Consider the following 20,676-nt stretch of genomic DNA (forward strand, 5'->3'; position numbering starts at 1 on the left):
CAATTACAAGAAGTATCTTTTTTACAAGAAGGAAAAGTAAAATAGCTGCCGCTGCTTATCCAAACACACAGGGATATGCGATATAATATGGGGGAGCTTTGGAATGGGCAAACAGCCTGCAGAATGTGTGGAAGGGAGAAAAAGATGGAGATTCGGGAATACCGGCCGGAGGACTGCGCAGAGCTTACCCGGCTGTTTTACGACACAGTGCACACTGTCAACAGTAAGGACTACATCCCGGACCAGCTGGACGCCTGGGCGGATGGGAAGCCTGATCTGGAACGGTGGGATCGGTCGCTGCGGGAGCATTTCAGTCTGGTGGCGCTGGAAGGGGAACGAATCGTCGGCTTTGGCGATATGGACGCCACCGGCTATCTGGACCGGTTGTATGTGCACAAGGACTACCAGAAGCAGGGCGTTGCCACTGCACTCTGTGACCGACTGGAGCGGGCCGTGAGCGGAACTATCGTTACCCATGCCTCCATCACCGCCCGCCCCTTTTTTGAGGGGCGGGGATATGTGGTGGTCAAGGAGCAGCAGGTGGAGCGCAAGGGGATTCTGCTGTGCAATTTTGTGATGGAGAAAAGACGATAAGAAACGCCGGGCTTCCCGATTGATCGGAAAGCCCGGCGTTTTTATGGCTGTATTTTGAAAAAAGGATCAGGCATTCTCACCGAAGAAGAGGGCCAGGTCCTCCTCCACGGTGCCGATGCCCGCGATGCCGAACTGCTCCACCAGCAGCTTTGCCACATTGGGGCTCAGGAAGGCGGGCAGCGTGGGACCCAGATGGATGTTCTTTACACCCAGATACAGCAGCGCCAGCAGTACGATTACCGCCTTCTGCTCGTACCAGGCAATGTTGTAAACGATGGGCAGCTCGTTGATGTCCGAAAGGCCGAAGGCCTCCTTCAGCTTGAGGGCGATCACGGCCAGCGAGTAGGAGTCGTTGCACTGACCGGCATCCAGTACCCGGGGAATGCCGCCGATGTCGCCCAGAGGCAGCTTGTTGTATTTGTACTTGGCGCAGCCCGCAGTGAGAATCACGGCATCCTGGGGCAGCGCCTTGGCGAACTCGGTGTAGTAGTCCCGGCTCTTGGCGCGGCCGTCGCAGCCTGCCATGACCACAAACTTTTTGATGGCGCCGCTCTTCACCGCGTCCACGATCTGATCGGCCAGAGCCAGCACCTGCGCATGGGCAAAGCCGCCCACGATCTCGCCGGTCTCGATTTCGGTGGGAGCCGGGCAGGTCTTGGCCTGCTCGATGATGGCAGAGAAGTCCTTGGTCTGGCCTGCATCGCCGGGAATGTGTTTGCAGCCGGGGTAACCGGCGGCGCCGGTGGTGTACAGCCGATCCTTGTAGCTGGCTTTGGGCGGCACAATGCAGTTGGTGGTCATCAGGATGGGACCATTGAAGCTCTCGAACTCCTCCTTCTGCTTCCACCAGGCGTTGCCGTAATTGCCCACAAAGTTGGGATATTTGCGGAAGGCGGGGTAGTAGTGGGCGGGCAGCATCTCGGAATGGGTGTATACGTCCACGCCGGTGCCCTGGGTCTGCTCCAGCAGCATCTCCAGATCACGCAGGTCGTGGCCGGAAACCAGAATACCGGGGTTCTTGCCCACGCCAATGTTTACCCGGGTGATCTGCGGGTTTCCGTAGGCGGTGGTGTTGGCCTTGTCCAGCAGAGCCATGCCGGTCACACCCTGCTTTCCGGTTTCCAGAACCAGTGCAGTCAGCTCATCGGCAGTGAGGCTATCGTCCAGAGTGGCAGCCAGAGCCCGCTGCAGGAAGGCGTCCAGCTCCGGGTCCTCCTCCAGCAAAGCGTTGGCATGCTTGGAATAGGCGGAAAGACCCTTCAGGCCGTAGGTGATCAGTTCACGCAGGGAACGGATGTCCTCGTTTTCGGTGGCCAGTACGCCCACGGTACGGGCTTTCTGCTCCCAGTCGCCGCTGCCGTCCCACAGAGCGGCCTCGGGCAGGGGGATGCGGTTATTCAGCTGAGCCAGCAGAGCCTTCTTTGCATCCAGAGTGGCATGAATGCGGGCCACGATGGCTTCTTTATCAAAATTGGCGTTGGTGATGGTGGCAAACAGATTCAGAGTAATCAGATGATTGATGTGAGAAGGCACCTCTTTGCCTTCGCTGCGCAGGGCGGTGGTCACCGCGCTGATGCCCTTGCTGGCGTACACCAGCAGATCCTGCATAGCGGCCACATCGGGGGTCTTGCCGCACACGCCGGAAAGGGTACAGCCCTTGCAGCCGGCGGTTTCCTGGCACTGATAACAAAACATTTTCTGTTCCATGGTCAAATCTCCTTATGGATGGGGAATGAAGGGAACGCCGGAGCGTTCTTAGTGAAAAAGCAACCGGCATAAAAGGCTTTATCTGCCGGAAAGCTGCTCTAATGATAATGCATTTTTGAAAACATGTATGTTTGAAATCCAACATTTTGATGATGCCAAATGGAAAGAACGGCCCCGGATAAAGATATATTGCGCAGGAATGGAACCGAAATTCCTAGGATTCAGGCAGGTTTTATGAATATCACATTGTGAGACTTGAGATTTTTATGCATAAAAACGGGGAAACTGTCACTATTTTTTCATTGACCTGAAGACTTTTCTGTGATACAGTGTTAACAAACAGGAAGGTGTTTGCCAAATCGCACAAAGATGATAGGTAATTGGTGAATTTGCCTGTGAATTTGCTCCAAAAGTTGTCGATAATCCCATTTGACAAACGTTGGGCAAAACGGTATGCTTTTATTATGTCACATAGAGGTCCGGCGGATAGGCCGGTTCAGGTCGCCGCGTATGACTCAGATCACTCCAGAATTGCTTGAGCAGGCCAAGGCAGGGCAGGAAGCTGCGCTGGCCGCTGTGCTTGCCCATATGATGCCGGTGATCCGCAGCCATGCGGCAGCGGGCGTTTGTCCCGGGCTGGATCTGGACGATGCGGTGCAGGAAGGAATCATCGGCTTGTTTGCCGCCATCCGAAGCTACCGCCCCGGAGAAGGAACCTCGTTTGGCACCTATGCGGGCCGCTGCATCCAGAATGCAATCCGCACCGCAAGGCGAGCGGCCGGCCGCAAAAAGCATGGTCCGCTCAACCAGAGCGTTCCCCTCAGTGAGGAGAACACCGCTCCCGGGCCGGAGGAGCTGGCCATCCAGAATGAGCAGCTGCAGGATACTCTGCAGACCATTCAGACCCGGCTTTCCCCTTTTGAGCAGGAGGTGCTGGAGCTGTTCCTGAACGGCTGCAGCTACGAGCAGATCGCTCAGGCGCTGAATCGCAGTGCCAAATCGGTGGAGAACGCACTTTCCCGCCTGCGCCGCAAGCTGAAAGAGGCCCGCGGCTGAAGTTTTTCTTTTGGATTATGGGTGGCGACCCATAAGTATATATGCCCCTGTAGCTTAACATTTAGAGCATTGGTCAATTCCAAAGGTGTCGGTTGAAATCCTTCCGCGGGCAAAAAAACAGAATGCAGAGGAGAATCTAGCATGTACGAAGATAAGACCCTGGTATGCAAAGACTGCGGTAAGGAGTTTGTATTCACCGCCGGCGAGCAGGAGTTCTACGCCAGCCGTGGCTTTGAGAACGAGCCCCAGCGCTGCAAGGCCTGCCGTGACGCTCGCAAGAACGCCACCCGCGGCACCCGCGAAATGTTCGAGGCTACCTGCGCCGCTTGCGGCAAGGTTGCTCGCGTGCCCTTCCAGCCCCGCGAGGATCGCCCCGTTTACTGCAGCGAGTGCTTCGCCAAGATGAAGGAGAACGGCTGATCCGTTTTTCGCTTCTTTGCGATTCAAAGCCCCCGGCAACAGCCGGGGGCTTTTTCTGTGCCCGGGACGCGGCCTTGTGTTTTGGGTGCATTTACGGTACAATGAACAGGCGGCAGAACGGCGTGAACGGCTCTGCCCATATACTGTATATAATAATGTAAGAGCAGGCGGGACCAGAGCGTCCGGCCTGAATGCAAACCCAAACGGAGGAGCCCTGTTATGGCATGGAACCAAACAGCTTGCAAGCGCTGGCGGCTGGTCGCCGCGGGTATTCTGGTGGCTGCGGTCACGGCGCTGGCCCTGGCCTGGACCGGCTACAATGTGATTCGCACGGTGAACGGCCAGTCGGAATATTACCAGGTGCATGATTATTACGCCGAGGATCAGGTGATGCTGGCGGCGGACCCGGCCCAGGGCTGGACCCAGGGTATTCTCGCCGGGCCGGATACCCCGCTCTACGGCGTACGGCTATATTTTTCCAGTCTGGACCGGGTGGTGCACGGCACCCTGTATGTGGACCTGCTGGATGAAAGCGGCCAGAGGCTGACCGGCGCCGTGCTGGATATGACCGAGATCCTGGGTCTGGATTTCCAGGGCATTGTATTTGAGCAGCCGGTCTTCCCGGAACAGGATGGCACCCGCTACACCCTTCATATCTATTATGCACCGGCCACGGCAGAGGATGTGCTGGGCCTTGTCTATGGCGCCGGACCCATGCCAGCGGAAGCGGAGCTGGATGCAAACCAGATCCCTCTGGTGCCAGACCCGGATGCGGCGATCAGCGCCAATGCGGCGAACCCGGCCTTCCCGTTGGAGGGCGGAACGGTGCAGCCGGAGGGCGGCGCCACCGCGGCGATGCAGTACATCACCAACTACAGCGGCAACATCGGCCTGTGGCTGTGTGTTCCGGTGGCGGTAGTTCTGTTCGCGGCGGTGATGGGAGCCTGGTGGCTGATTTTTTGGAAAAAGGCGTCCGCACCGGCTTGTGTAGCTTATGCGGTTGCGGCTCTGGGTCTGGGTTGGGCGCTGATCACACCTCCCATGGCCGGGCCGGATGAATATACTCATCTGGCGGGAGCTTATTCCATGGCAAATCAAATGCTGGGTCAGCCCGGTGCACAGATGCATTACGACGACTGGGGCCGGGAGGTCTACACGCTGCCCATGCGGGAATGTGACGCCGGATACATGCGGGATCGTTCCGGTGAGATCGGGGTGTTCGGCTACAAGCAGATTCTGGATCATCCGGGCGGATTTGGCAACAGCGGTCAGCTCACCCGAGAGGTGGACGTGGTGGCACCGGCCAACCCGCAGGCGGTGCAGTATCTACCTCAGGCGCTGGGCATCCTGCTGGCCCGGCTGATCGGTCTGGGCTTTTATCCCATGCTGCTGATGGGGCGGCTGTTCAGCGTAGCGGCGTACACCGCATTGGCGGCGCTGGCAGTGAGCGCAGCGCCCCGGGGCAGCAAGGAAATCTTCAGTGCGGCGGCGCTGCTGCCCATGGGGCTTTCCCTGGCGGGCAGCTTCTCAGCGGACACCATGGTATTGGGCATGGCCTTTCTGTTCACGGCCCTGTGCTTCGCCGGTATGACGGAGAAGAAGCCGGTGAGTTTTGTGCGTCAGGCGGCGCTTCTGATTCTGGCAGCACTGCTGGCCCCGGCAAAAGCGATCTACCTGGGTATGGTGGCGCTGGTCTTCCCTATGAAGGCGGAGAATCTGGGGGGCAGGCTGCGCAGCCGTGTTTTCAAGGCGCTGGTATGTGCGGCGGCCGTGATCGGCTGGCTGCTGGCCAACGGCACCACCATGGCCTATATGCTGCGCAGTGTGGATACCGAGCGCATCCAGCTTGCCGTATTGCCTGCGCTGCTTCTGGCGGCGGTATGCGTAGCTGCCTGGTATAAACTGCATCACAAACGCTGGTTCAAGTGGGCGGCGCTTGGGGTCTGCGGGCTGATTGTGCTGGCGGGCGGAGCCACCGTGCTCTGGGTGCTGGCCAACAGCGGCCAGACCCTGACCCCGGAGGAGATGGCCGCGGGCATCCAGCCCAACGGAGAATCCATCTATACCTTCAGCATTGGCTACATGCTCAGCCATCCCAGTCAGACCATCAAGCTGCTGGCCAACACGGTGGTGGATCAGCTGCCGGTCTATCTGCAGGGACTGGTGGGCGCACTGCCCGGCGAGCCCATTGTGCACAAGCTGGCGCTCAGCTGGAGCCTGACCATCCTTCTTCTGCTGGTCCCGGTGTGTGCTTCGGTCCGCCAGACCGAGCAGCCGGTGCGGCTGACCCGGCCGGTCCGCTGGGTCATGGGCCTGGTGGTGGTATCGGTGGTGCTGCTCATGGTGGCGGCGGCTCTGATCTGGACGCCCATCAATGCGACCACGGTGTTCGGCATTCAGGGCCGATACCTGCTGCCGGTGCTGCCCTTGTTCCTGCTGCTGTTGGGGGAGCAGGGAGCCTTCTGCACCCGGCGGGATATGAGCCGAGGCATTCGCGCGGCCTCGGTCTTCGTCAGCGCGGCGGCTGCGATGGAAAGCTTCGCGCTGTTTTGCGGGGCCTGACGGTTGCAAAATATGGAGAAATTGGGTATAGTATAAGTACCGGCGGCCTGTGCGGCTGCCCGAGATTATAAAGGAAAGTGAGATCGAACATCATGATCATTACCAAAAATACCATCATCGGCGATATTCTGGACACCGACGGCACCGTGGCCCCCTACTTCCTGGAGATCGGCATGCATTGCCTGGGCTGCCCCTCTGCCCGCGGTGAGACCATTGAGGAGGCCTGCATGGTTCACGGCACCAACGCCGACGAGCTGGTGGCCAAGCTGAACAAGCACTTCGGCAACGAATGATCGCCCCCAAGCTGGATGAACGGCTGCAGGCGGCGGCAGATCTGGTTCGCCCCTGCGATACCGCCGCGGACATCGGCTGCGACCACGGCAAGCTGTCGGCCTATCTGGCCTGCACCGGCCGTGCCCGGCGGGTGATCGCGGCGGATCTTCGCCCCGGTCCTCTTTCTACTGCCGAGAAGACCTGCCAGGAGGCGGGCTGCCTGGAGAAGGTGGACCTTCGCCTGGGCGACGGACTGAGTGTGCTGGCTCCCGGTGAGGCGCAGGCGGTGGTGATTGCGGGCGTGAGCGCCCAGACCGCCATCGAGATGCTCACCGCCGCTCCCTGGGTGCGGGACGAGGGCACCCAGCTGGTGCTCATCCCGGCCACCAAGGCCCCGGTGCTCCGGCGCTGGCTGTGGGAAAACGGCTTTTCGCTGAACGCTGAGCGCCTGGTGTGCGCGGCGCACCACTGGTATGCCGTGATGGATGCGGCTTATACCGGAACGGTCCGGCAGCCCACCGATGCGGAATGTTTGCTGGGCCTGACCCAGGACCAGCCGGGCGCGGCGGAATACCGTGCCCAGCAGCTGAACCGGCTGAAAAAGTTCCGGCGCGGACTGGAGCAGGACCCGGAAGCCGCCCGGCGCGCCGACGCGCTGCTGCGGCAGCTGGAAGGCGAAGCATAAAGGAGGAAGACCCAACATGGCAAGAGTGCGTGAGATCTGTGAGTGTCTGGAGCAGCTGGCCCCGAAGGACCTGGCGGAAAGCTGGGACAACGTGGGCCTGCTGGTGGACTGCGGGGCTGAGGTGACCAGCGTTCTGGTGGCGCTGGACATCACCGACGAGGTGGTGGCTGAGGCTGAACTGCAGGGCTGCCAGCTGATCGTGGCCCATCATCCGGTGATCTTCAAGCCGCTGCGCACCCTTGCCCGGCGAGATGTGGCCTTCCGCCTGGTGAAGAAAAATATCTCCGCCATCTGTATGCACACCAATCTGGATGCGGCAGAGGGCGGCGTGAACGACGTGTTGGCCCGGCTGTTTGAGGTGGAAAACCCGGAGCCCTTCGGTGAGGAGGGGATCGGTCGGGTGGGCAGCGTGGAGCCCACCGACGCAAAGGCGCTGGCTGCTTTGTGCCAGAGTCGACTGAATGCCCATGTGAAGCTGGTGGATGCGGGCAAGCCTATCCGGCGGCTGGCACTGATCGGCGGCAGCGGAGGCAGCATGCTGGCGGACGCGGCCGCTGCGGGAGCAGATGCTCTGCTCACCGGCGAGGCCAGCCACCACGATGCCATCGACGCCCGGGCGATGGGCCTGAGCCTGATCGTGGCCGGGCATTACAGCACCGAATTTCCCATCGTGCCGGTGCTGGCGGACCATCTGAGCCGCCGCTTCAGCGGGCTGCGGGTGATCTGCAGCCGCCGCAACAAGGACCCCTTTTCTTATTTATAATAGGAAGGAGCAGCCGTCATGTGGAACGAGCAGGACAAGAGCAGCGTGGGCTATAACGAGGAAATGTTCGGTGAATCACCCGCAGCCGGGCGTGAGGCAGCGGAGCAGCCCCGGCCCCGCGAGACAACCGGCGCAGCACAGGCGTTGCTGGAGCGCCAGATTGCTCCCGGTGAACGGCTGCTCTGGTCCGGCAGACCGCAGAAGCTGCACGGTCCCCGGGGAGCGGGCAGGCTGTTCGCGGTGTTTTTTCTGGGCTTTGCCTGCTTCTGGGAGCTGATGGCACTGCAGACCCTCACGTTGGGAGCAGGGCTGTTTGGCATCCTGTTCCCGCTGTTCGGCATTCCGTTCATTCTGGTGGGCATCAAAATGCTGTTCCCCCAGGTGGGCGGACCCAAGCCGGAGGAGATTGCATACGCCATCACCGACCAGCGGGTGCTGGTGGTGACCAAAGGGCGGGTGAGTTTCTGGGAGCTGGATTCCATCCAGGGCGTGGAGAAGCGCTATTATCAGGATGGGACCGGTGACCTGATCCTTTCCAATGGTCAGGTGGAGACCTATTATCGAAACGGTCACACCCGTCACCGCAACATCACGATGGAATTTTCCGGTCTGGCCGATGTGGATGCTGCCGAAGCGGCGCTGCGCGGCCGGTGAACCAAGTTGACTGCAAGCAGGCCGTGCCGCCCGGCACGGCCGCTTTTTTTACAAAGAGGTGAGACCCATGGCATTGGATGCCGCATTGCTGGCCCTCGCGGCCCGCGAATTGAAACAAACCCTGCTGGATGCCAAGATCGACAAGATCTTCGAGCCCACCCGGGACGAGGTGGTCATTACACTGCGCACCCGGACGGATACCTTCAAGCTGCTGCTTTCCGCCCGCAGCGGTTCCGCCCGCGCCTGCCTGACGCAGGACACCTTTGAAAATCCGGCAGTTCCGCCCAGCTTCTGCATGCTGCTGCGCAAGCATCTGACCGGCGGCCGTCTGGTGGACCTGCGGGTGGAGCAGGGCGACCGGCTGGTCTTCTTCGAATTCCAGTGCACCAACGAGATGGGCGATCTGGTCCGCAACATCCTGGCGGTGGAGCTGATGGGCCGTTATTCCAATCTGGTGCTGGTGCAGGAGGGGCGGATCATCGATGCCCTCAAGCGGGTGGACTTCGAAGATTCTCAGATTCGCCAGCTGCTGCCGGGTCTGGCGTACACCCTGCCCCAGAAGCCCAACAAGCCGGATCTGTTCGCGGTGAGCAGCGCCGGGCTGGTGGCTGCCGCCTGTCAGAAGGATCTTCCGGTGGCGGATGCGCTCATGCGCAGCTGTGCCGGTGTGGGCCCGGTGGTCTGCCGGGAGGCAGCCTTCCGGGCGCTGGGGGAGAGCGCAGCCCAGGCGGATATGCTCACCGAGAGCGAGAAGACCGCGTTGATTGCCGCCATCGACGGCATCAAGGCGGATTACGAGGCGGGCGGCAAGCCCTGCCTGGCCTGCGACGAGACCGGCAAGCCGGTGGAGTTCAGCTTCACCGCCCTGACCCAGTACGGCGAGCAGCGCCTGACCCATTACGACAGCTTCAGCACCATGCTGGAGGGGTATTACTCCACCAAGGACCGGGCCGAGCGGCTCCGCCAGAAGAGCAAGGACCTGGCCAAGACCGTGAAAAATCTGCACGAGCGTGCCATCCGCAAACAGGCCGCCCGAAAGGAAGAGCTGGCCCAGAGCGGCAAGGCCGATCAGCTGCGGCTGTACGGCGAGCTGCTGCAGGCCAACCTCTGGGCGGTGGACAAGGGCATGCGCAGCGTACAGGTGCTGAACTACTACGACGGTCAGACCATTGAGATCCCGCTGGATGCCCGGCTGAATGGCGTGGGCAACGCCCAGAAGTATTTCAAGGAATACAAGAAAAAGCAGACCGCGGCCAAGATGCTGAAAAAGCTGCTGGAGGAAGGCGAGCGGGAGATCGAATATCTGGGCACCGTGCTCTACGAGGTGGAGACCGCCACCGGCGAGCAGGCTCTGGGCGAGATCCGCGCCGAGCTGAAGAGCCAGGGCTATCTGAAGTATTACAAGATCCGGGACAAAAAGCAGAAGCCGGCGGATTTCTACCGCTATCGCTCTTCGGACGGCTTTTTGATCCTGGTGGGCCGCAACAACCTGCAGAACGACAAGCTCACCCTGCATACCGCCCGTGGCAAGGACCTGTGGTTCCATGTGAAGGATGCACCCGGCAGCCATACCGTGGTGATGAGCGAGGGCAAAGACATCCCCCTCACCACTCAGAACGAGGCGGCCATGCTGGCGGTGGTGCATTCCAGCCTGGCAGGCGGCGCCAAGGTGGCGGTGGACTACACCGAGGTGAAGAACATCCGCAAGACCGGCGACCTGAAGCCCGGCATGGTGCTCTATGAAAAATACGAGACCGGCTATATCACCCCGGAGGAGGGCATTGAGGAACGCCTGCGGGAACAGCCGGCCAAAAAGTGACGCGAAGGAGGAATCCATCATGTATTGCAAACAGTGCGGCAGTTATCTGGAACCGGACACCTTGACCTGCCCGGTGTGCGGCGCTCCCGCGCCGGAGCAGCCCGCTCCCGAGCCGCAGCCCGCGCAGGCGGAGCCGGTGCAGCCCGGCAGCACACCGGAGCAGCACAGCGCCTCCTGGGAGTTTGGTGCAGGCGTTACGGGTGGTCCGGCCACCCCGCCGCCCCCGCCCTATGACGAGCCTCGCTACCAGCGCCAGGCACCGCCCGCGCCCGCCCCGAAAGCAGAGGATGAGCCGGAACCGCCGGTCAAGACGCTGGAATGGCTGTGGAGTTTGATTCTCACCGCTGTTCCCATTGTCAATCTGGTGGTGCTGCTGATCTGGAGCTTCGGCGGCGGCACCAGCATCACCAAACGTAACTGGGCCCGGGCAAAGCTCATCCTGGTGGCAGTGAGCACGGTGGTCAGTGTGATCCTGTGCATCGCGCTCTTTGGCCTGGTCGCTTACTTCACCGGCTTTGGCTACGGTGGCTTCGGTCATGGCGGTTACGGCTACGGCTTTGATTCGCCTTTCTATTATTATTGATGCAGCATCTCCGGCGCGGGGTTCCGCCCGCGCCGGGGACCATCGCCTCCTGAAAGAAAGCAGGGAAAAGGCTATGTTAAAACGCGTTTGGCATATAGCCGAAAAACTTTTGAAAAATTTTATTTTTTTTACAAAAAGCCCTTGCAACCGGCGAATCCATGTGCTACAATAAGTCTCGGCTGCAAATGGCTTGTGTACCAAGCTGCGCAAGCCATGATATGCGTTGATGCGGGAGGTTGCCGTCACAAGACGGGTTTTTCCGCGGAGTATGTCCGATCTAGAACCGGGCGAAAGAATTACTGAGAGCAAAGGGATACGTACCCTGTCGCATTCTGCGCGGTGTACCAATGTCCAACTCAATTTGCCGAAGTCTGTCCGGGGGAACTGCCAAGCGGTTCACCGGCTTTTATCGTGCCAAATTGTGAAACACCCGGCGCTGTGTTCAGTAGTTGATCGGCCGCCTAGGCACCAAATAATTACAGGAGGCGACGAAAATGGCAGTCAAAGAGAAAATCAGAATTCGTTTGCAGAGCTACGATCATCAGCTGATCGACGGTGCTGCTGAGAAGATTGTGGAGACCGCTAAGCGCACCGGCGCTCGCGTGTCCGGCCCCATCCCTCTGCCCACCGACAAGGAAGTGGTCACCATTCTGCGCGCTGTTCACAAGTACAAGGACAGCCGTGAGCAGTTCGAGACCCGCACCCACAAGCGTCTGATCGACATTCTGAAGCCGTCCAACAAGACGGTTGAGGCTCTCATGAGCCTGCAGCTCCCCGCTGGCGTAGACATCGAGATCAAGCTGTAAGCTTACATTTAAACAGGTAAGGGCGGCCGCTCTGGTGCCGCCAACTGCCGGATTCAATGAAGGCAACATCGATCGAAATGCTATCCAAACGGAGAGGTCATGTTGGCATCCAAGTTACTCACGATGTCAACCAATAACCTTATAGGAGGAAAAGAAAAATGCAAAAAGGTATCATCGGCAAAAAGCTGGGCATGACTCAACTGTTCGATGAGAACGGCAAGGTCGTTCCCGTAACCGTCATCGAGGCTGGTCCCTGCACCGTAGTGCAGAAGAAGACCGTTGAGAGCGACGGCTATCAGGCAGTTCAGCTGGGCTTCGGCGAAGTTTCCGCTAAGCGCGTAAACAAGCCCGCCAAGGGCCACTTCGCTAAGGCGGACGTTGCTCCCAAGAAGACCCTGCGTGAGTTCCGCCTGGCGGATATCAGCGCCATGAACGTGGGCGATATCCTGAAGGCCGACGTGTTCGCTGCTGGCGACCACATCGACGTAGTTGGCGTAAGCAAAGGTAAGGGCTACGCCGGCACCATCAAGCGCTGGAACGGCCATCGCCTGCGCGAGAGCCACGGCACCGGCCCCGTTGCCCGTCATGCGGGTTCCATGGGCGCCTGCTCCACTCCCAGCCGCGTATTCAAGGGCAAGAAGCTGCCCGGCCACCTGGGCGCCGAGCGGGTTACCATCCAGAACCTGACCGTCGTCAAGGTAGACGCCGAAAATAATCTGATCGCTATCAAAGGCGCTGTTCCCGGCCCCAAGGGCGCTGTGGTTTGCATCAGCGATAGCGTGAAGGCGTAAGGAGGGAAAGCACAATGGCACAATTTGACGTTTTGGATATGAACGGCAAGAAAGTTTCCACCGTAGAGCTTTCCGACGCCGTGTTCGGTATCACCCCCAACGAGAAGGCTGTGCACGCCGCTGTGGTCAACTTCCTGGCCAACCAGCGTCAGGGCACTCAGAGCACCAAGACCCGCAGCGAGGTTCGCGGCGGCGGCCGTAAGCCCTGGCGTCAGAAGGGCACCGGTCATGCCCGTCAGGGTTCCATCCGCGCTCCCCAGTGGACTCACGGTGGCGTTGCTCTGGGCCCCAAGCCCCGCGATTACAGCTACCGCATCAACCGCAAGGTTAAGCGTCTGGCCATCCTGAGCGCTCTGAGCGCCAAGGCTGCTGCCGGCGACATGATCCTGGTCGACAACCTGAGCGTTGCCGAGTACAAGACCAAGACCGTGGTCAACATGCTGAACGCCCTGGGCGTTAGCAAGAAGGCCCTGATCGTTACCCCCGAGGTCGAGGCTAAGCTCGTGAAGAGCGCCGCCAACATCCCCGGCGTGGTTACCACCGTGGCTACCAGCGTGAACACCTACGACGTTGTGAACGCCGACAAGTTCATCCTGAGCGTAGACGCGGCCAAGAAACTTGAGGAGGTTCTGGGCTAATGAAAACTGCACAAGACATCATCCTGGCTCCTGTCATTACCGAGAACTCTATGGCGGGCATTGCTTCCAAGAAGTACACCTTCAAGGTTGCCACCGATGCCAACAAGGTAGAGATCGCTAAGGCCGTTGAGAAGCTGTTCGGCGTCCAGGTCGAGAAGGTTAACACCATCAACGTGCGCGGCCGTTACCGCCGCCAGGGCATGCACGGCGGTTACACCGCTGCCAAGAAGAAGGCTGTTGTTACCCTGAAAGAGGGCAGCAAGGGCATCGAGTTCTTCGAGAGCATGGTATAAGAGATCGTTTCAAACGATTTCTTCCAAGAGCCCGAGCAGGGCTCATGTATGGGGATATGACCCCGATAACAATTCATAAGTAACGAAGGAGAATAGCAATGGCTATCAAGAAGTATAAGCCGACTACCCCGGGCCGCCGCGGTATGACTGTTACTGACTACAGCGTGCTGAGCAAAGTGGCCCCCGAGCGTAGCCTGCTGGAGCCCATGAAGAAGGCTTCCGGCCGCAACAACACCGGCCGCATCACCGTTCGCCATCACGGCGGCGGCAATCGCACCAAGTACCGTGTGATCGATTTCAAGCGCAACAAGTTTGATGTTCCCGCTACTGTAAAGACCCTGGAGTACGATCCCAACCGTTCTGCTCACATCGCTCTGGTTCAGTACGAGGACGGCGAGAAGCGTTACATCCTGGCTCCCGAAGGCCTGAAGGTTGGCGATGTGATCATGGCTGGCCCCAATGCCGACATCAAGCCCGGCAACGCTCTGCCCTTCGCCAACATCCCTGTTGGTACCATCATCCACAACATCGAGCTGTACCCCGGTAAGGGCGGCCAGCTGGTGCGCAGCGCCGGCAACATGGCTCAGCTGATGGCGAAAGAGAACGGCTACGCTCTGGTTCGCCTGCCCTCCGGCGAGATGCGCAACATTCCTCTGAACTGCATCGCTACCATCGGCCAGGTTGGCAACGTGGATCACGAGAACGTGAACATCGGTAAGGCCGGCCGCAAGCGCCACATGGGTTGGCGTCCCACTGTTCGCGGTTCTGTTATGAACCCCTGCGATCACCCCCACGGTGGTGGTGAGGGCAAGAGCCCCGTTGGCCGTCCCGGCCCTGTTACCCCCTGGGGCAAGCCTGCTATGGGTTACAAGACCCGCAAGCATCACAACCGCTCTGACAAGTTCATTGTCAAGCGCGCGAACGGTTAAGAGAGGAGAACGAACATGGGTAGAAGTGTTAAGAAGGGACCTTATGTCCTGCCTGTTCTGCTGAAGCGCGTTCAGGAGATGAATGCCGCCGGTGAGAAGCGGGTTCTGAAGACCTGGAGCCGCTCCTCCACCATTTTCCCTGATTTTGTCGGTCACACCTTCGCGGTGCACGACGGCCGCAAGCATGTGCCTGTGTATGTAACTGAGGATATGGTTGGTCACAAGCTGGGCGAGTTCGCCCCCACCCGTACCTTCAAGGGCCATGCCGGCTCCAAGACCGGTAAGTAATTAAAAGGAGGAGTAAAGCAATGGAAGCTAGGGCACATCTTAGATACGCCCGCATCAGCCCCCGGAAGGTTTCGGTTGTTCTGGATCTGATCCGCAACCAGCCTCTGGATAAGGCGCTGGCGATTCTGCAGTACACCCCGAAGGCCGCTTGCGAGCCCCTTCTGAAACTGGTGAAGTCTGCTGCCGCGAACGCGGAGAACAACCACAACATGGATAAGAACAGCCTGTATGTGGCCGAGTGCTTTGTTACCCCCGGCCCCACCCTGAAGCGCATCCGTCCCCGCGCCCAGGGCCGCGCTTACCGTGTGCTGAAGCGCACCAGCCATGTGACCGTGGTTCTGAAAGAGAAAGAGTAAGGAGGTAAACACAATGGGCCAGAAAGTCAATCCCCACGGCATTCGCGTGGGTGTAATCAAAGATTGGGACAGCCGCTGGTTTACTTCCAAGAAGGAATTCGGCGACACCCTGGTCGAGGACTACAAGATCCGTAAGACCCTGAAGAAGCAGCTCTTCGGCGCGGGTATCCCCAAGATCGAGATCGAGCGCACTGTGGACAATCAGTCCGGCGCTCCCAAGCTGAAGGTCAACATCTTCTGCGCTAAGCCCGGTATGGTTATCGGCAAGGGCGGCAGCGAGATCACCAAGCTGCAGGAGCAGCTGGCTAAGATGACCGGCAAGGCCGTCAACGTGAACATCGTTGAGGTTAAGAACATGGACACCAACGCTCAGCTGGTAGCTGAGAACATCGCCGCTCAGCTGGAGCGCCGCATTGGCTTCCGCCGTGCGATGAAGCAGTGCATGGGCCGTGCGATGCAGCGTGGCGCCAAGGGCATCAAGACCCAGGTTTCCGGCCGTCTGGGCGGCGCGGACATCGCCCGCACCGAGAGCTACCACGAGGGCACCATTCCCCTGCAGACCCTGCGCGCCGACATCGACTACGGCTTCGCTGAGGCTGCTACCACCTACGGCCGCATCGGCGTTAAGGTGTGGATCTACAAGGGTGAGGTTCTGAAGGGTTCCAAGCCCGCATCCCGTAAAGAAGGAGGCAACAAGTAATGTTACTGCCTAAGCGCGTCAAATACCGCCGTGTGCATCGTGGTCGTATGACCGGTAAAGCCATGCGCGGCAACACTGTTAACCAGGGCCAGTATGGTCTTGTTGCTCTGGAGCCCGGCTGGATCGACTCCCGTCAGATCGAGGCCGCCCGTATCGCCATGACCCGTTACATCAAGCGTGGCGGTAAGGTTTGGATCAAGATCTTCCCCGATAAGCCCGTTACCGAGAAGCCCGCTGAGACCCGAATGGGTTCCGGTAAAGGCTCTCCCGAGTACTGGGTGGCCGTTGTGAAGCCCGGCCGCGTGCTGTTTGAGCTGGCCGACGTGAACGAGGAGATCGCTCGCGAGGCTCTGCGCCTGGCCATGCACAAACTGCCTGTTAAGTGCAAGTTCGCTAAGCGCGAAGAGAATGTAGTAGAGGAGGGTGGCAACGCATGAAAGCTGCAGAACTGCGCGGTATGTCCGCTGCTGACCTGAATAAGAAGCTGGCCGAGCTGAAGGAAGAGCTGTTCAACCTGCGTTTTCAGCACGCCATCAACCAGCTGGAGAACCCCGGCCGCATCGAGACCGTTAAGCGCGACATCGCTCGTGTGCTGACTGTCCTGGCTGAGAAAGCGTAAAGGAGGTTAAACGATGGAACGCAATTTGAGAAAGACCCGTGTGGGCACCGTTGTGTCCGACAAGATGGATAAGACCATCGTGGTTGCCGTGAAAGACAGCGTGCAGCACCCCCTTTACAAGAAGATCCTGAAGCGCACTGTTAAGTTCAAAGCCCACGACGAAAACAACGAGTGCGGCATTGGCGACCGTGTAATGATCATGGAAACCCGCCCCCTGTCCAAGGACAAGCGCTGGCGCATGGTCAAAATCGTAGAGAAGGCGAAGTAAGCCTGGTACTTTGAAAGGAGGATCTGGCAATGGTTCAGATGCAAACTTATCTCAAAGTGGCCGACAACACCGGTGCCAAAGAGTTAATGTGCATTCGTGTGCTGGGCGGCTCCCGCAAGAGATACGCTAACATCGGTGACGTTGTGGTTGCTTCTGTTAAGAAGGCAGCTCCCGGCGGCACTGTGAAAAAAGGCGACGTGGTCAAGGCTGTGATCGTTCGCAGCAAGCAGGGCCTGCGTCGTGAGGACGGCAGCTACATCCGTTTCGACGAGAACGCTGCGGTCATCATCCGTGAAGACAAGAACCCGAGAGGCACCCGTATCTTTGGACCCGTTGCTCGCGAGCTGCGTGAGAACGGCTACCTGAAGATCTTGAGCCTGGCTCCGGAATCGCTGTAAGGAGGTTTTAAGAATGAACAATCTTCATGTTAAAACCGGCGACAACGTAATGATCATCAGCGGTAAAGACAAAGGCAAGACCGGCAAAGTGATCGCTGTTAGCCCCAAGGAGGGCAAGGTGATCGTTGAGGGTCTGAACATGGTCACCAAGCACGTGAAACCCCGCCGCCAGGGCGAGCAGGGCGGTATCGTGAAGGCCGAGGGTGCTATCTACGCCTGCAAGGTTATGCCGGTTTGCCCCAAGTGCGGCAAGGCCACCCGCGTGGCTCACGCTGCCAAGGATGGCAAGAATGTGCGCGTCTGCCGTAAGTGCGGCGCCGAGCTGTAAGGAGGGAATACAACACAATGGCACGTTTGAAAGAAAAGTATGTCAATGAAGTTGCTCCCGCCCTGATGAGCAAGTTTGGGTACAAGAGCGTTATGCAGATCCCCAAGCTGGACAAGGTAGTCGTCAACGTTGGCTGCGGCGACGCTAAGGACAACCAGAAGATGCTGGACGCCATCCTGGGCGACATCGCTCAGATCACCGGCCAGAAGCCCGTTGTGTGCCGTGCCAAGAAGAGCGTTGCGAACTTCAAGCTGCGCGAAGGCATGCCCATCGGCGTGAAGGTCACCCTGCGTGGCGAGCGCATGTACGAGTTCGTGGATCGTCTGTTCAGCGTGGCTCTGCCCCGCGTGCGTGACTTCCGCGGCATCAACGGCAACTCCTTCGACGGCCGCGGCAACTACGCTGTGGGCATCAAGGAGCAGCTGATCTTCCCCGAGATCGACTATGATAAGATCGACGCTGTGCGTGGCATGGACATCTGCTTCGTGACCACCGCCAAGACCGACGAAGAGTCCAAGGAGCTGCTGAAGGCTCTGGGCGCTCCGTTCGCTAACTAAGGGAGGGTACGACTGTGGCAAAAACTTCTATGAAGATCAAGCAGCAGCGCGAGCCTAAGTTCTCCACCCGCGGTTACAACCGCTGCAAGATCTGTGGCCGTCCCCACGCCTACCTGCGCAAGTACGGTATCTGCCGTATCTGCTTCCGTGAGCTCGCTTACAAGGGCGAGATCCCCGGCGTGAAGAAAGCCAGCTGGTAAACACTGTTTTAAGCTGTGAGTTCCTTTGCGCTCCTCCCCGTGCCGGTTCGGCGCGGCGGGGGAGGCGGCAAGGGGTCTCACACTTAAATATATGTGAGGCGTTTGTCTCACAACTGTCCGAACAAAAACGAAACGAAGAACCTTAAAGGAGGTTAGTGGCATGCACATTACTGATCCTATCGCGGACCTGCTCACCCGCATCCGCAACGCCAGCACTGCCAAACACCCTTCTGTAGACGTTCCCGCTTCCAACCTGAAAAAAGCGATCTGCCAGATTCTGGTTGACGAGGGCTACATCAAGAGTGTGCAGCTGATCGAAGACAACAAGCAGGGCACCCTGCGCCTGACCCTGAAGTATCAGGAGAACGGCACTCCCGTTATCGCCGGCCTGCGCCGTGTTTCCAAGCCCGGCCTGCGCATCTACACCAACTGCGAAGATATGCCCAAGGTCATGAAGGGCCTGGGCACCGCGATCATCTCCACCTCTAAGGGCGTTATGACCGATAAGGCTGCTCGCGCTGCCCATGTTGGCGGCGAAGTACTCGCCTTTGTGTGGTAAGAAAGGGGCAAAAAGACAATGTCGAGAATTGGAAGAAAACCCATCGTCATTCCTGCGGGCGTTGAAGTGACCGTGAATGGCCACAACGTTACCGTGAAGGGCCCCAAGGGCACCCTGAATTCCAACATCCATCCTCTGATGAACGTAACCGTCGAGAATGGTGAAGTGCTGGTGACCCGCCCCAATGACGAGAAGCAGGCCCGCAGCCTGCACGGCCTGACCCGCACCAACATCAGCAACATGGTGGAAGGTGTTGTGAACGGCTTTGAGAAGAAGCTGGAGGTTCAGGGCGTTGGCTACCGTGTGGCCAAGCAGGGCAAGAGCCTGGTCATGAACCTGGGCTTCTCCCACCAGGTGATCGTCGATGAGACCGACGACATCAAGATCGAAGCTCCCGATGCTAACACCATCATCATCAAGGGCATCGACAAACAGAAGGTCGGCCAGTTCGCGGCGGAAGTCCGCGAGAAACGTCCTCCCGAACCCTACAAGGGCAAGGGCATCCGCTATGCTGGTGAGCACATCATCCGCAAAGAGGGCAAGGCCGGCAAAGGCAAATAAGGTAAGGAGTGAAAGACAATGGTTAATAAGCCTGACAAGAACGAAGCTCGTCTTCGTCGTCACCGCCGCGTGCGCGGTAAGATCAGCGGCACCGCTGAGCGCCCCCGTCTGGATGTATTCCGCTCCTCCAAGCACATCTATGCCCAGATCATTGATGACGTTGCCGGCGTGACCCTGTGCAGCGCTTCCACTATGGAGAAGGGTTTTGAGGGCTTCGGCGGCAACATCGAGGCTGCCAACAAGGTTGGCAAGATGATCGCCGAGAAGGCTCTGGAGAAGGGCATCAAGGTCGTAGTATTCGACCGCGGTGGCTTTGTATATCACGGCCGCGTAAAAGCTTTGGCTGAGGGCGCTCGCGAGGGCGGCCTGGAGCTGTAAGGAGGATACACATGCAGAGAAATAACGAGACCGGCAGTGAAATGCTGGAAAAGGTTGTTGCGATCAACCGCGTATCCAAAACCGTTAAGGGCGGCCGTATCTTCAAGTTCAGCGCTCTGGTAGTCGTTGGCGACGGCAAGGGCACCATCGGTTTTGGCCTGGGTAAGGCTGGCGAGGTTCCCGAGGCGATCCGCAAGGGCATCGAGGACGCTAAGAAGAACATGCACACCATCGCCCTGAAGGGCACCACCATTCCTCACGAGATCGTGGGCGAGTTCGGCGCCGGCCGCATCCTGATGCGTCCCGCCGCTCCCGGTACCGGTGTTATCGCCGGCGGCCCCGTGCGTGCGGTTCTGGAAGTTGCCGGCATTAAGGACATCCGTACCAAGTGCCTGCGTTCCAACAACCCCTGCAACGTGGTTACCGCCACTTTCGAAGGCCTGTGCCGTCTGGTAAGCGCTGAGGAAGTTGCTGCCAAGCGCGGTAAGACCGTGAAGGAAATCTTAGGTTAAGGAGGCAGTCAACCATGGCAGAGACCGAGAAGAAGGTAGTAGCCACCGAGGCTGCTGAGAAGAAGCCTGCAGCCAAGAAGACTGCGGCTAAGAAGACCACCACCGCCAAGAAGCCCGCTGCCAAGAAGGCTGAGGGTGAAAAGGCTCCCGCTAAGAAGGCTGCCTCCAAGAAGGCTGCCGCTGCTGCTACTGTTACCGTCAAGCTGGTTCGCAGCCTGTCCGGCCGCAGCGAGAAGCAGATCGCTACCGCTCTGAGCCTGGGTCTGAAGAAGATCGGCGACGTAACCGTTCAGCCCGACAACGCCCAGACCAACGGCAAGATCGCTAAGATCAGCCACATGGTAGCGGTGACCAAAGCGTAACAGCAAGGAGGTGCAAG

31 protein-coding genes are annotated in these 20,676 nt (G+C 59.1%); 30 read left to right on the plus strand and 1 reads right to left on the minus strand.

Annotated features, from left to right (window positions below; all coding sequences use genetic code 11):
• Window positions 1-144 precede the first annotated feature (144 nt).
• Entirely contained in the window at window positions 145-594 is a 450-nt protein-coding gene (locus tag B5F28_RS06280) for a GNAT family N-acetyltransferase (protein ID WP_087294449.1), read from the plus strand.
• A 66-nt stretch (window positions 595-660) separates the two neighbouring features.
• On the opposite strand, the gene hcp is transcribed toward B5F28_RS06280, so the two are convergent.
• Window positions 661-2,301, minus strand: a complete 1,641-nt coding sequence (gene hcp, locus B5F28_RS06285) for a hydroxylamine reductase (RefSeq protein ID WP_087294451.1) — start codon at window positions 2,299-2,301, stop codon at window positions 661-663.
• A gap of 510 nt (window positions 2,302-2,811) precedes the next feature.
• Between hcp and B5F28_RS06290 the strand changes: the two genes are divergently transcribed.
• The 29 genes from B5F28_RS06290 (at window position 2,812) to rpmD (ending at window position 20,659) form a co-directional block, all read left to right on the plus strand.
• Window positions 2,812-3,357 carry a sigma-70 family RNA polymerase sigma factor gene (locus B5F28_RS06290; RefSeq protein ID WP_158097538.1) on the plus strand — a complete coding sequence of 182 codons (546 nt, stop codon included), beginning with the start codon at window positions 2,812-2,814 and terminating at the stop codon, window positions 3,355-3,357.
• 141 nt (window positions 3,358-3,498) lie between these two features.
• Window positions 3,499-3,777, plus strand: a complete 279-nt coding sequence (locus tag B5F28_RS06295; RefSeq protein WP_087180234.1) for a zinc-ribbon domain containing protein — start codon at window positions 3,499-3,501, stop codon at window positions 3,775-3,777.
• Between the two features lie 219 nt (window positions 3,778-3,996).
• Window positions 3,997-6,339 carry a DUF2142 domain-containing protein gene (locus B5F28_RS06300; protein WP_087294456.1) on the plus strand — a complete coding sequence of 781 codons (2,343 nt, stop codon included), beginning with the start codon at window positions 3,997-3,999 and terminating at the stop codon, window positions 6,337-6,339.
• Window positions 6,340-6,431: 92 nt separating this feature from the next.
• Complete coding sequence (locus B5F28_RS06305) at window positions 6,432-6,632, plus strand: DUF1858 domain-containing protein (RefSeq protein ID WP_087294458.1); 201 nt, start codon at window positions 6,432-6,434, stop codon at window positions 6,630-6,632.
• Window positions 6,629-7,297, plus strand: coding sequence for a class I SAM-dependent methyltransferase (locus B5F28_RS06310; protein ID WP_247643425.1), 669 nt, complete (start codon window positions 6,629-6,631; stop codon window positions 7,295-7,297). The genes B5F28_RS06305 and B5F28_RS06310 overlap by 4 nt, the downstream gene beginning before the upstream one ends.
• A 16-nt stretch (window positions 7,298-7,313) precedes the next feature.
• Window positions 7,314-8,060 carry a Nif3-like dinuclear metal center hexameric protein gene (locus B5F28_RS06315; RefSeq protein ID WP_087294459.1) on the plus strand — a complete coding sequence of 249 codons (747 nt, stop codon included), beginning with the start codon at window positions 7,314-7,316 and terminating at the stop codon, window positions 8,058-8,060.
• A gap of 18 nt (window positions 8,061-8,078) precedes the next feature.
• Window positions 8,079-8,714, plus strand: a complete 636-nt coding sequence (locus B5F28_RS06320) for a hypothetical protein (protein ID WP_087294461.1) — start codon at window positions 8,079-8,081, stop codon at window positions 8,712-8,714.
• 67 nt (window positions 8,715-8,781) lie between these two features.
• Window positions 8,782-10,533: an Rqc2 family fibronectin-binding protein gene (locus B5F28_RS06325; protein WP_087294463.1), complete on the plus strand. Its 1,752-nt coding sequence runs from the start codon at window positions 8,782-8,784 to the stop codon at window positions 10,531-10,533.
• A 19-nt stretch (window positions 10,534-10,552) separates the two neighbouring features.
• Window positions 10,553-11,116 (plus strand): hypothetical protein, encoded by a 564-nt coding sequence (locus B5F28_RS06330; protein WP_087294465.1) that lies wholly within the window; start codon window positions 10,553-10,555, stop codon window positions 11,114-11,116.
• A 494-nt stretch (window positions 11,117-11,610) separates the two neighbouring features.
• Window positions 11,611-11,922 (plus strand): 30S ribosomal protein S10, encoded by a 312-nt coding sequence (gene rpsJ, locus B5F28_RS06335; protein WP_058965305.1) that lies wholly within the window; start codon window positions 11,611-11,613, stop codon window positions 11,920-11,922.
• A 158-nt stretch (window positions 11,923-12,080) separates the two neighbouring features.
• Entirely contained in the window at window positions 12,081-12,713 is a 633-nt protein-coding gene (gene rplC, locus B5F28_RS06340) for a 50S ribosomal protein L3 (protein WP_058965304.1), read from the plus strand.
• A 14-nt stretch (window positions 12,714-12,727) separates the two neighbouring features.
• Entirely contained in the window at window positions 12,728-13,351 is a 624-nt protein-coding gene (rplD, locus tag B5F28_RS06345) for a 50S ribosomal protein L4 (protein WP_058965303.1), read from the plus strand.
• Window positions 13,351-13,644: a 50S ribosomal protein L23 gene (rplW, locus tag B5F28_RS06350; RefSeq protein WP_058965302.1), complete on the plus strand. Its 294-nt coding sequence runs from the start codon at window positions 13,351-13,353 to the stop codon at window positions 13,642-13,644. Before rplD ends, rplW begins: the two co-directional genes overlap by 1 nt.
• A gap of 98 nt (window positions 13,645-13,742) precedes the next feature.
• The gene (gene rplB, locus B5F28_RS06355; RefSeq protein WP_058965301.1) at window positions 13,743-14,573 is read left to right on the plus strand and encodes a 50S ribosomal protein L2; all 831 of its coding nucleotides are present in this window, start codon (window positions 13,743-13,745) and stop codon (window positions 14,571-14,573) included.
• Window positions 14,574-14,588: 15 nt separating this feature from the next.
• Window positions 14,589-14,861: a 30S ribosomal protein S19 gene (gene rpsS / locus B5F28_RS06360; protein ID WP_058965300.1), complete on the plus strand. Its 273-nt coding sequence runs from the start codon at window positions 14,589-14,591 to the stop codon at window positions 14,859-14,861.
• 20 nt (window positions 14,862-14,881) lie between these two features.
• Complete coding sequence (gene rplV, locus B5F28_RS06365; RefSeq protein ID WP_058965299.1) at window positions 14,882-15,217, plus strand: 50S ribosomal protein L22; 336 nt, start codon at window positions 14,882-14,884, stop codon at window positions 15,215-15,217.
• Between the two features lie 13 nt (window positions 15,218-15,230).
• Window positions 15,231-15,917, plus strand: coding sequence for a 30S ribosomal protein S3 (rpsC, locus tag B5F28_RS06370; RefSeq protein ID WP_087294467.1), 687 nt, complete (start codon window positions 15,231-15,233; stop codon window positions 15,915-15,917).
• Window positions 15,917-16,354: a 50S ribosomal protein L16 gene (gene rplP / locus B5F28_RS06375; RefSeq protein WP_087180224.1), complete on the plus strand. Its 438-nt coding sequence runs from the start codon at window positions 15,917-15,919 to the stop codon at window positions 16,352-16,354. The genes rpsC and rplP overlap by 1 nt, the downstream gene beginning before the upstream one ends.
• Window positions 16,351-16,536 carry a 50S ribosomal protein L29 gene (rpmC, locus tag B5F28_RS06380; protein ID WP_058965296.1) on the plus strand — a complete coding sequence of 62 codons (186 nt, stop codon included), beginning with the start codon at window positions 16,351-16,353 and terminating at the stop codon, window positions 16,534-16,536. The genes rplP and rpmC overlap by 4 nt, the downstream gene beginning before the upstream one ends.
• Before the next feature lie 13 nt (window positions 16,537-16,549).
• Complete coding sequence (gene rpsQ / locus B5F28_RS06385) at window positions 16,550-16,804, plus strand: 30S ribosomal protein S17 (RefSeq protein ID WP_058965295.1); 255 nt, start codon at window positions 16,550-16,552, stop codon at window positions 16,802-16,804.
• 29 nt (window positions 16,805-16,833) lie between these two features.
• A complete protein-coding gene (gene rplN / locus B5F28_RS06390) occupies window positions 16,834-17,202 on the plus strand; it encodes a 50S ribosomal protein L14 (RefSeq protein ID WP_087180223.1) in 369 nt (122 codons plus the stop codon).
• 13 nt (window positions 17,203-17,215) lie between these two features.
• The gene (gene rplX / locus B5F28_RS06395) at window positions 17,216-17,530 is read left to right on the plus strand and encodes a 50S ribosomal protein L24 (RefSeq protein ID WP_058965293.1); all 315 of its coding nucleotides are present in this window, start codon (window positions 17,216-17,218) and stop codon (window positions 17,528-17,530) included.
• 17 nt (window positions 17,531-17,547) lie between these two features.
• A complete protein-coding gene (gene rplE, locus B5F28_RS06400; protein ID WP_087294470.1) occupies window positions 17,548-18,087 on the plus strand; it encodes a 50S ribosomal protein L5 in 540 nt (179 codons plus the stop codon).
• 14 nt (window positions 18,088-18,101) lie between these two features.
• Window positions 18,102-18,287, plus strand: coding sequence for a type Z 30S ribosomal protein S14 (locus B5F28_RS06405; protein ID WP_058965291.1), 186 nt, complete (start codon window positions 18,102-18,104; stop codon window positions 18,285-18,287).
• A gap of 160 nt (window positions 18,288-18,447) precedes the next feature.
• Window positions 18,448-18,846, plus strand: coding sequence for a 30S ribosomal protein S8 (gene rpsH, locus B5F28_RS06410; protein WP_058965290.1), 399 nt, complete (start codon window positions 18,448-18,450; stop codon window positions 18,844-18,846).
• 18 nt (window positions 18,847-18,864) lie between these two features.
• A complete protein-coding gene (rplF, locus tag B5F28_RS06415; protein ID WP_058965289.1) occupies window positions 18,865-19,407 on the plus strand; it encodes a 50S ribosomal protein L6 in 543 nt (180 codons plus the stop codon).
• An 18-nt stretch (window positions 19,408-19,425) separates the two neighbouring features.
• Complete coding sequence (gene rplR, locus B5F28_RS06420) at window positions 19,426-19,785, plus strand: 50S ribosomal protein L18 (protein WP_058965288.1); 360 nt, start codon at window positions 19,426-19,428, stop codon at window positions 19,783-19,785.
• Window positions 19,786-19,796: 11 nt separating this feature from the next.
• A complete protein-coding gene (gene rpsE / locus B5F28_RS06425) occupies window positions 19,797-20,297 on the plus strand; it encodes a 30S ribosomal protein S5 (RefSeq protein WP_058965287.1) in 501 nt (166 codons plus the stop codon).
• Window positions 20,298-20,500: 203 nt separating this feature from the next.
• Window positions 20,501-20,659: a 50S ribosomal protein L30 gene (rpmD, locus tag B5F28_RS15105; RefSeq protein ID WP_058965332.1), complete on the plus strand. Its 159-nt coding sequence runs from the start codon at window positions 20,501-20,503 to the stop codon at window positions 20,657-20,659.
• The last annotated feature ends 17 nt before the right edge of the window (window positions 20,660-20,676 follow it).

Source organism: Gemmiger sp. An194 (assembly GCF_002160145.1).
Classification (GTDB): Bacteria; Bacillota; Clostridia; order Oscillospirales; family Ruminococcaceae; genus Allofournierella.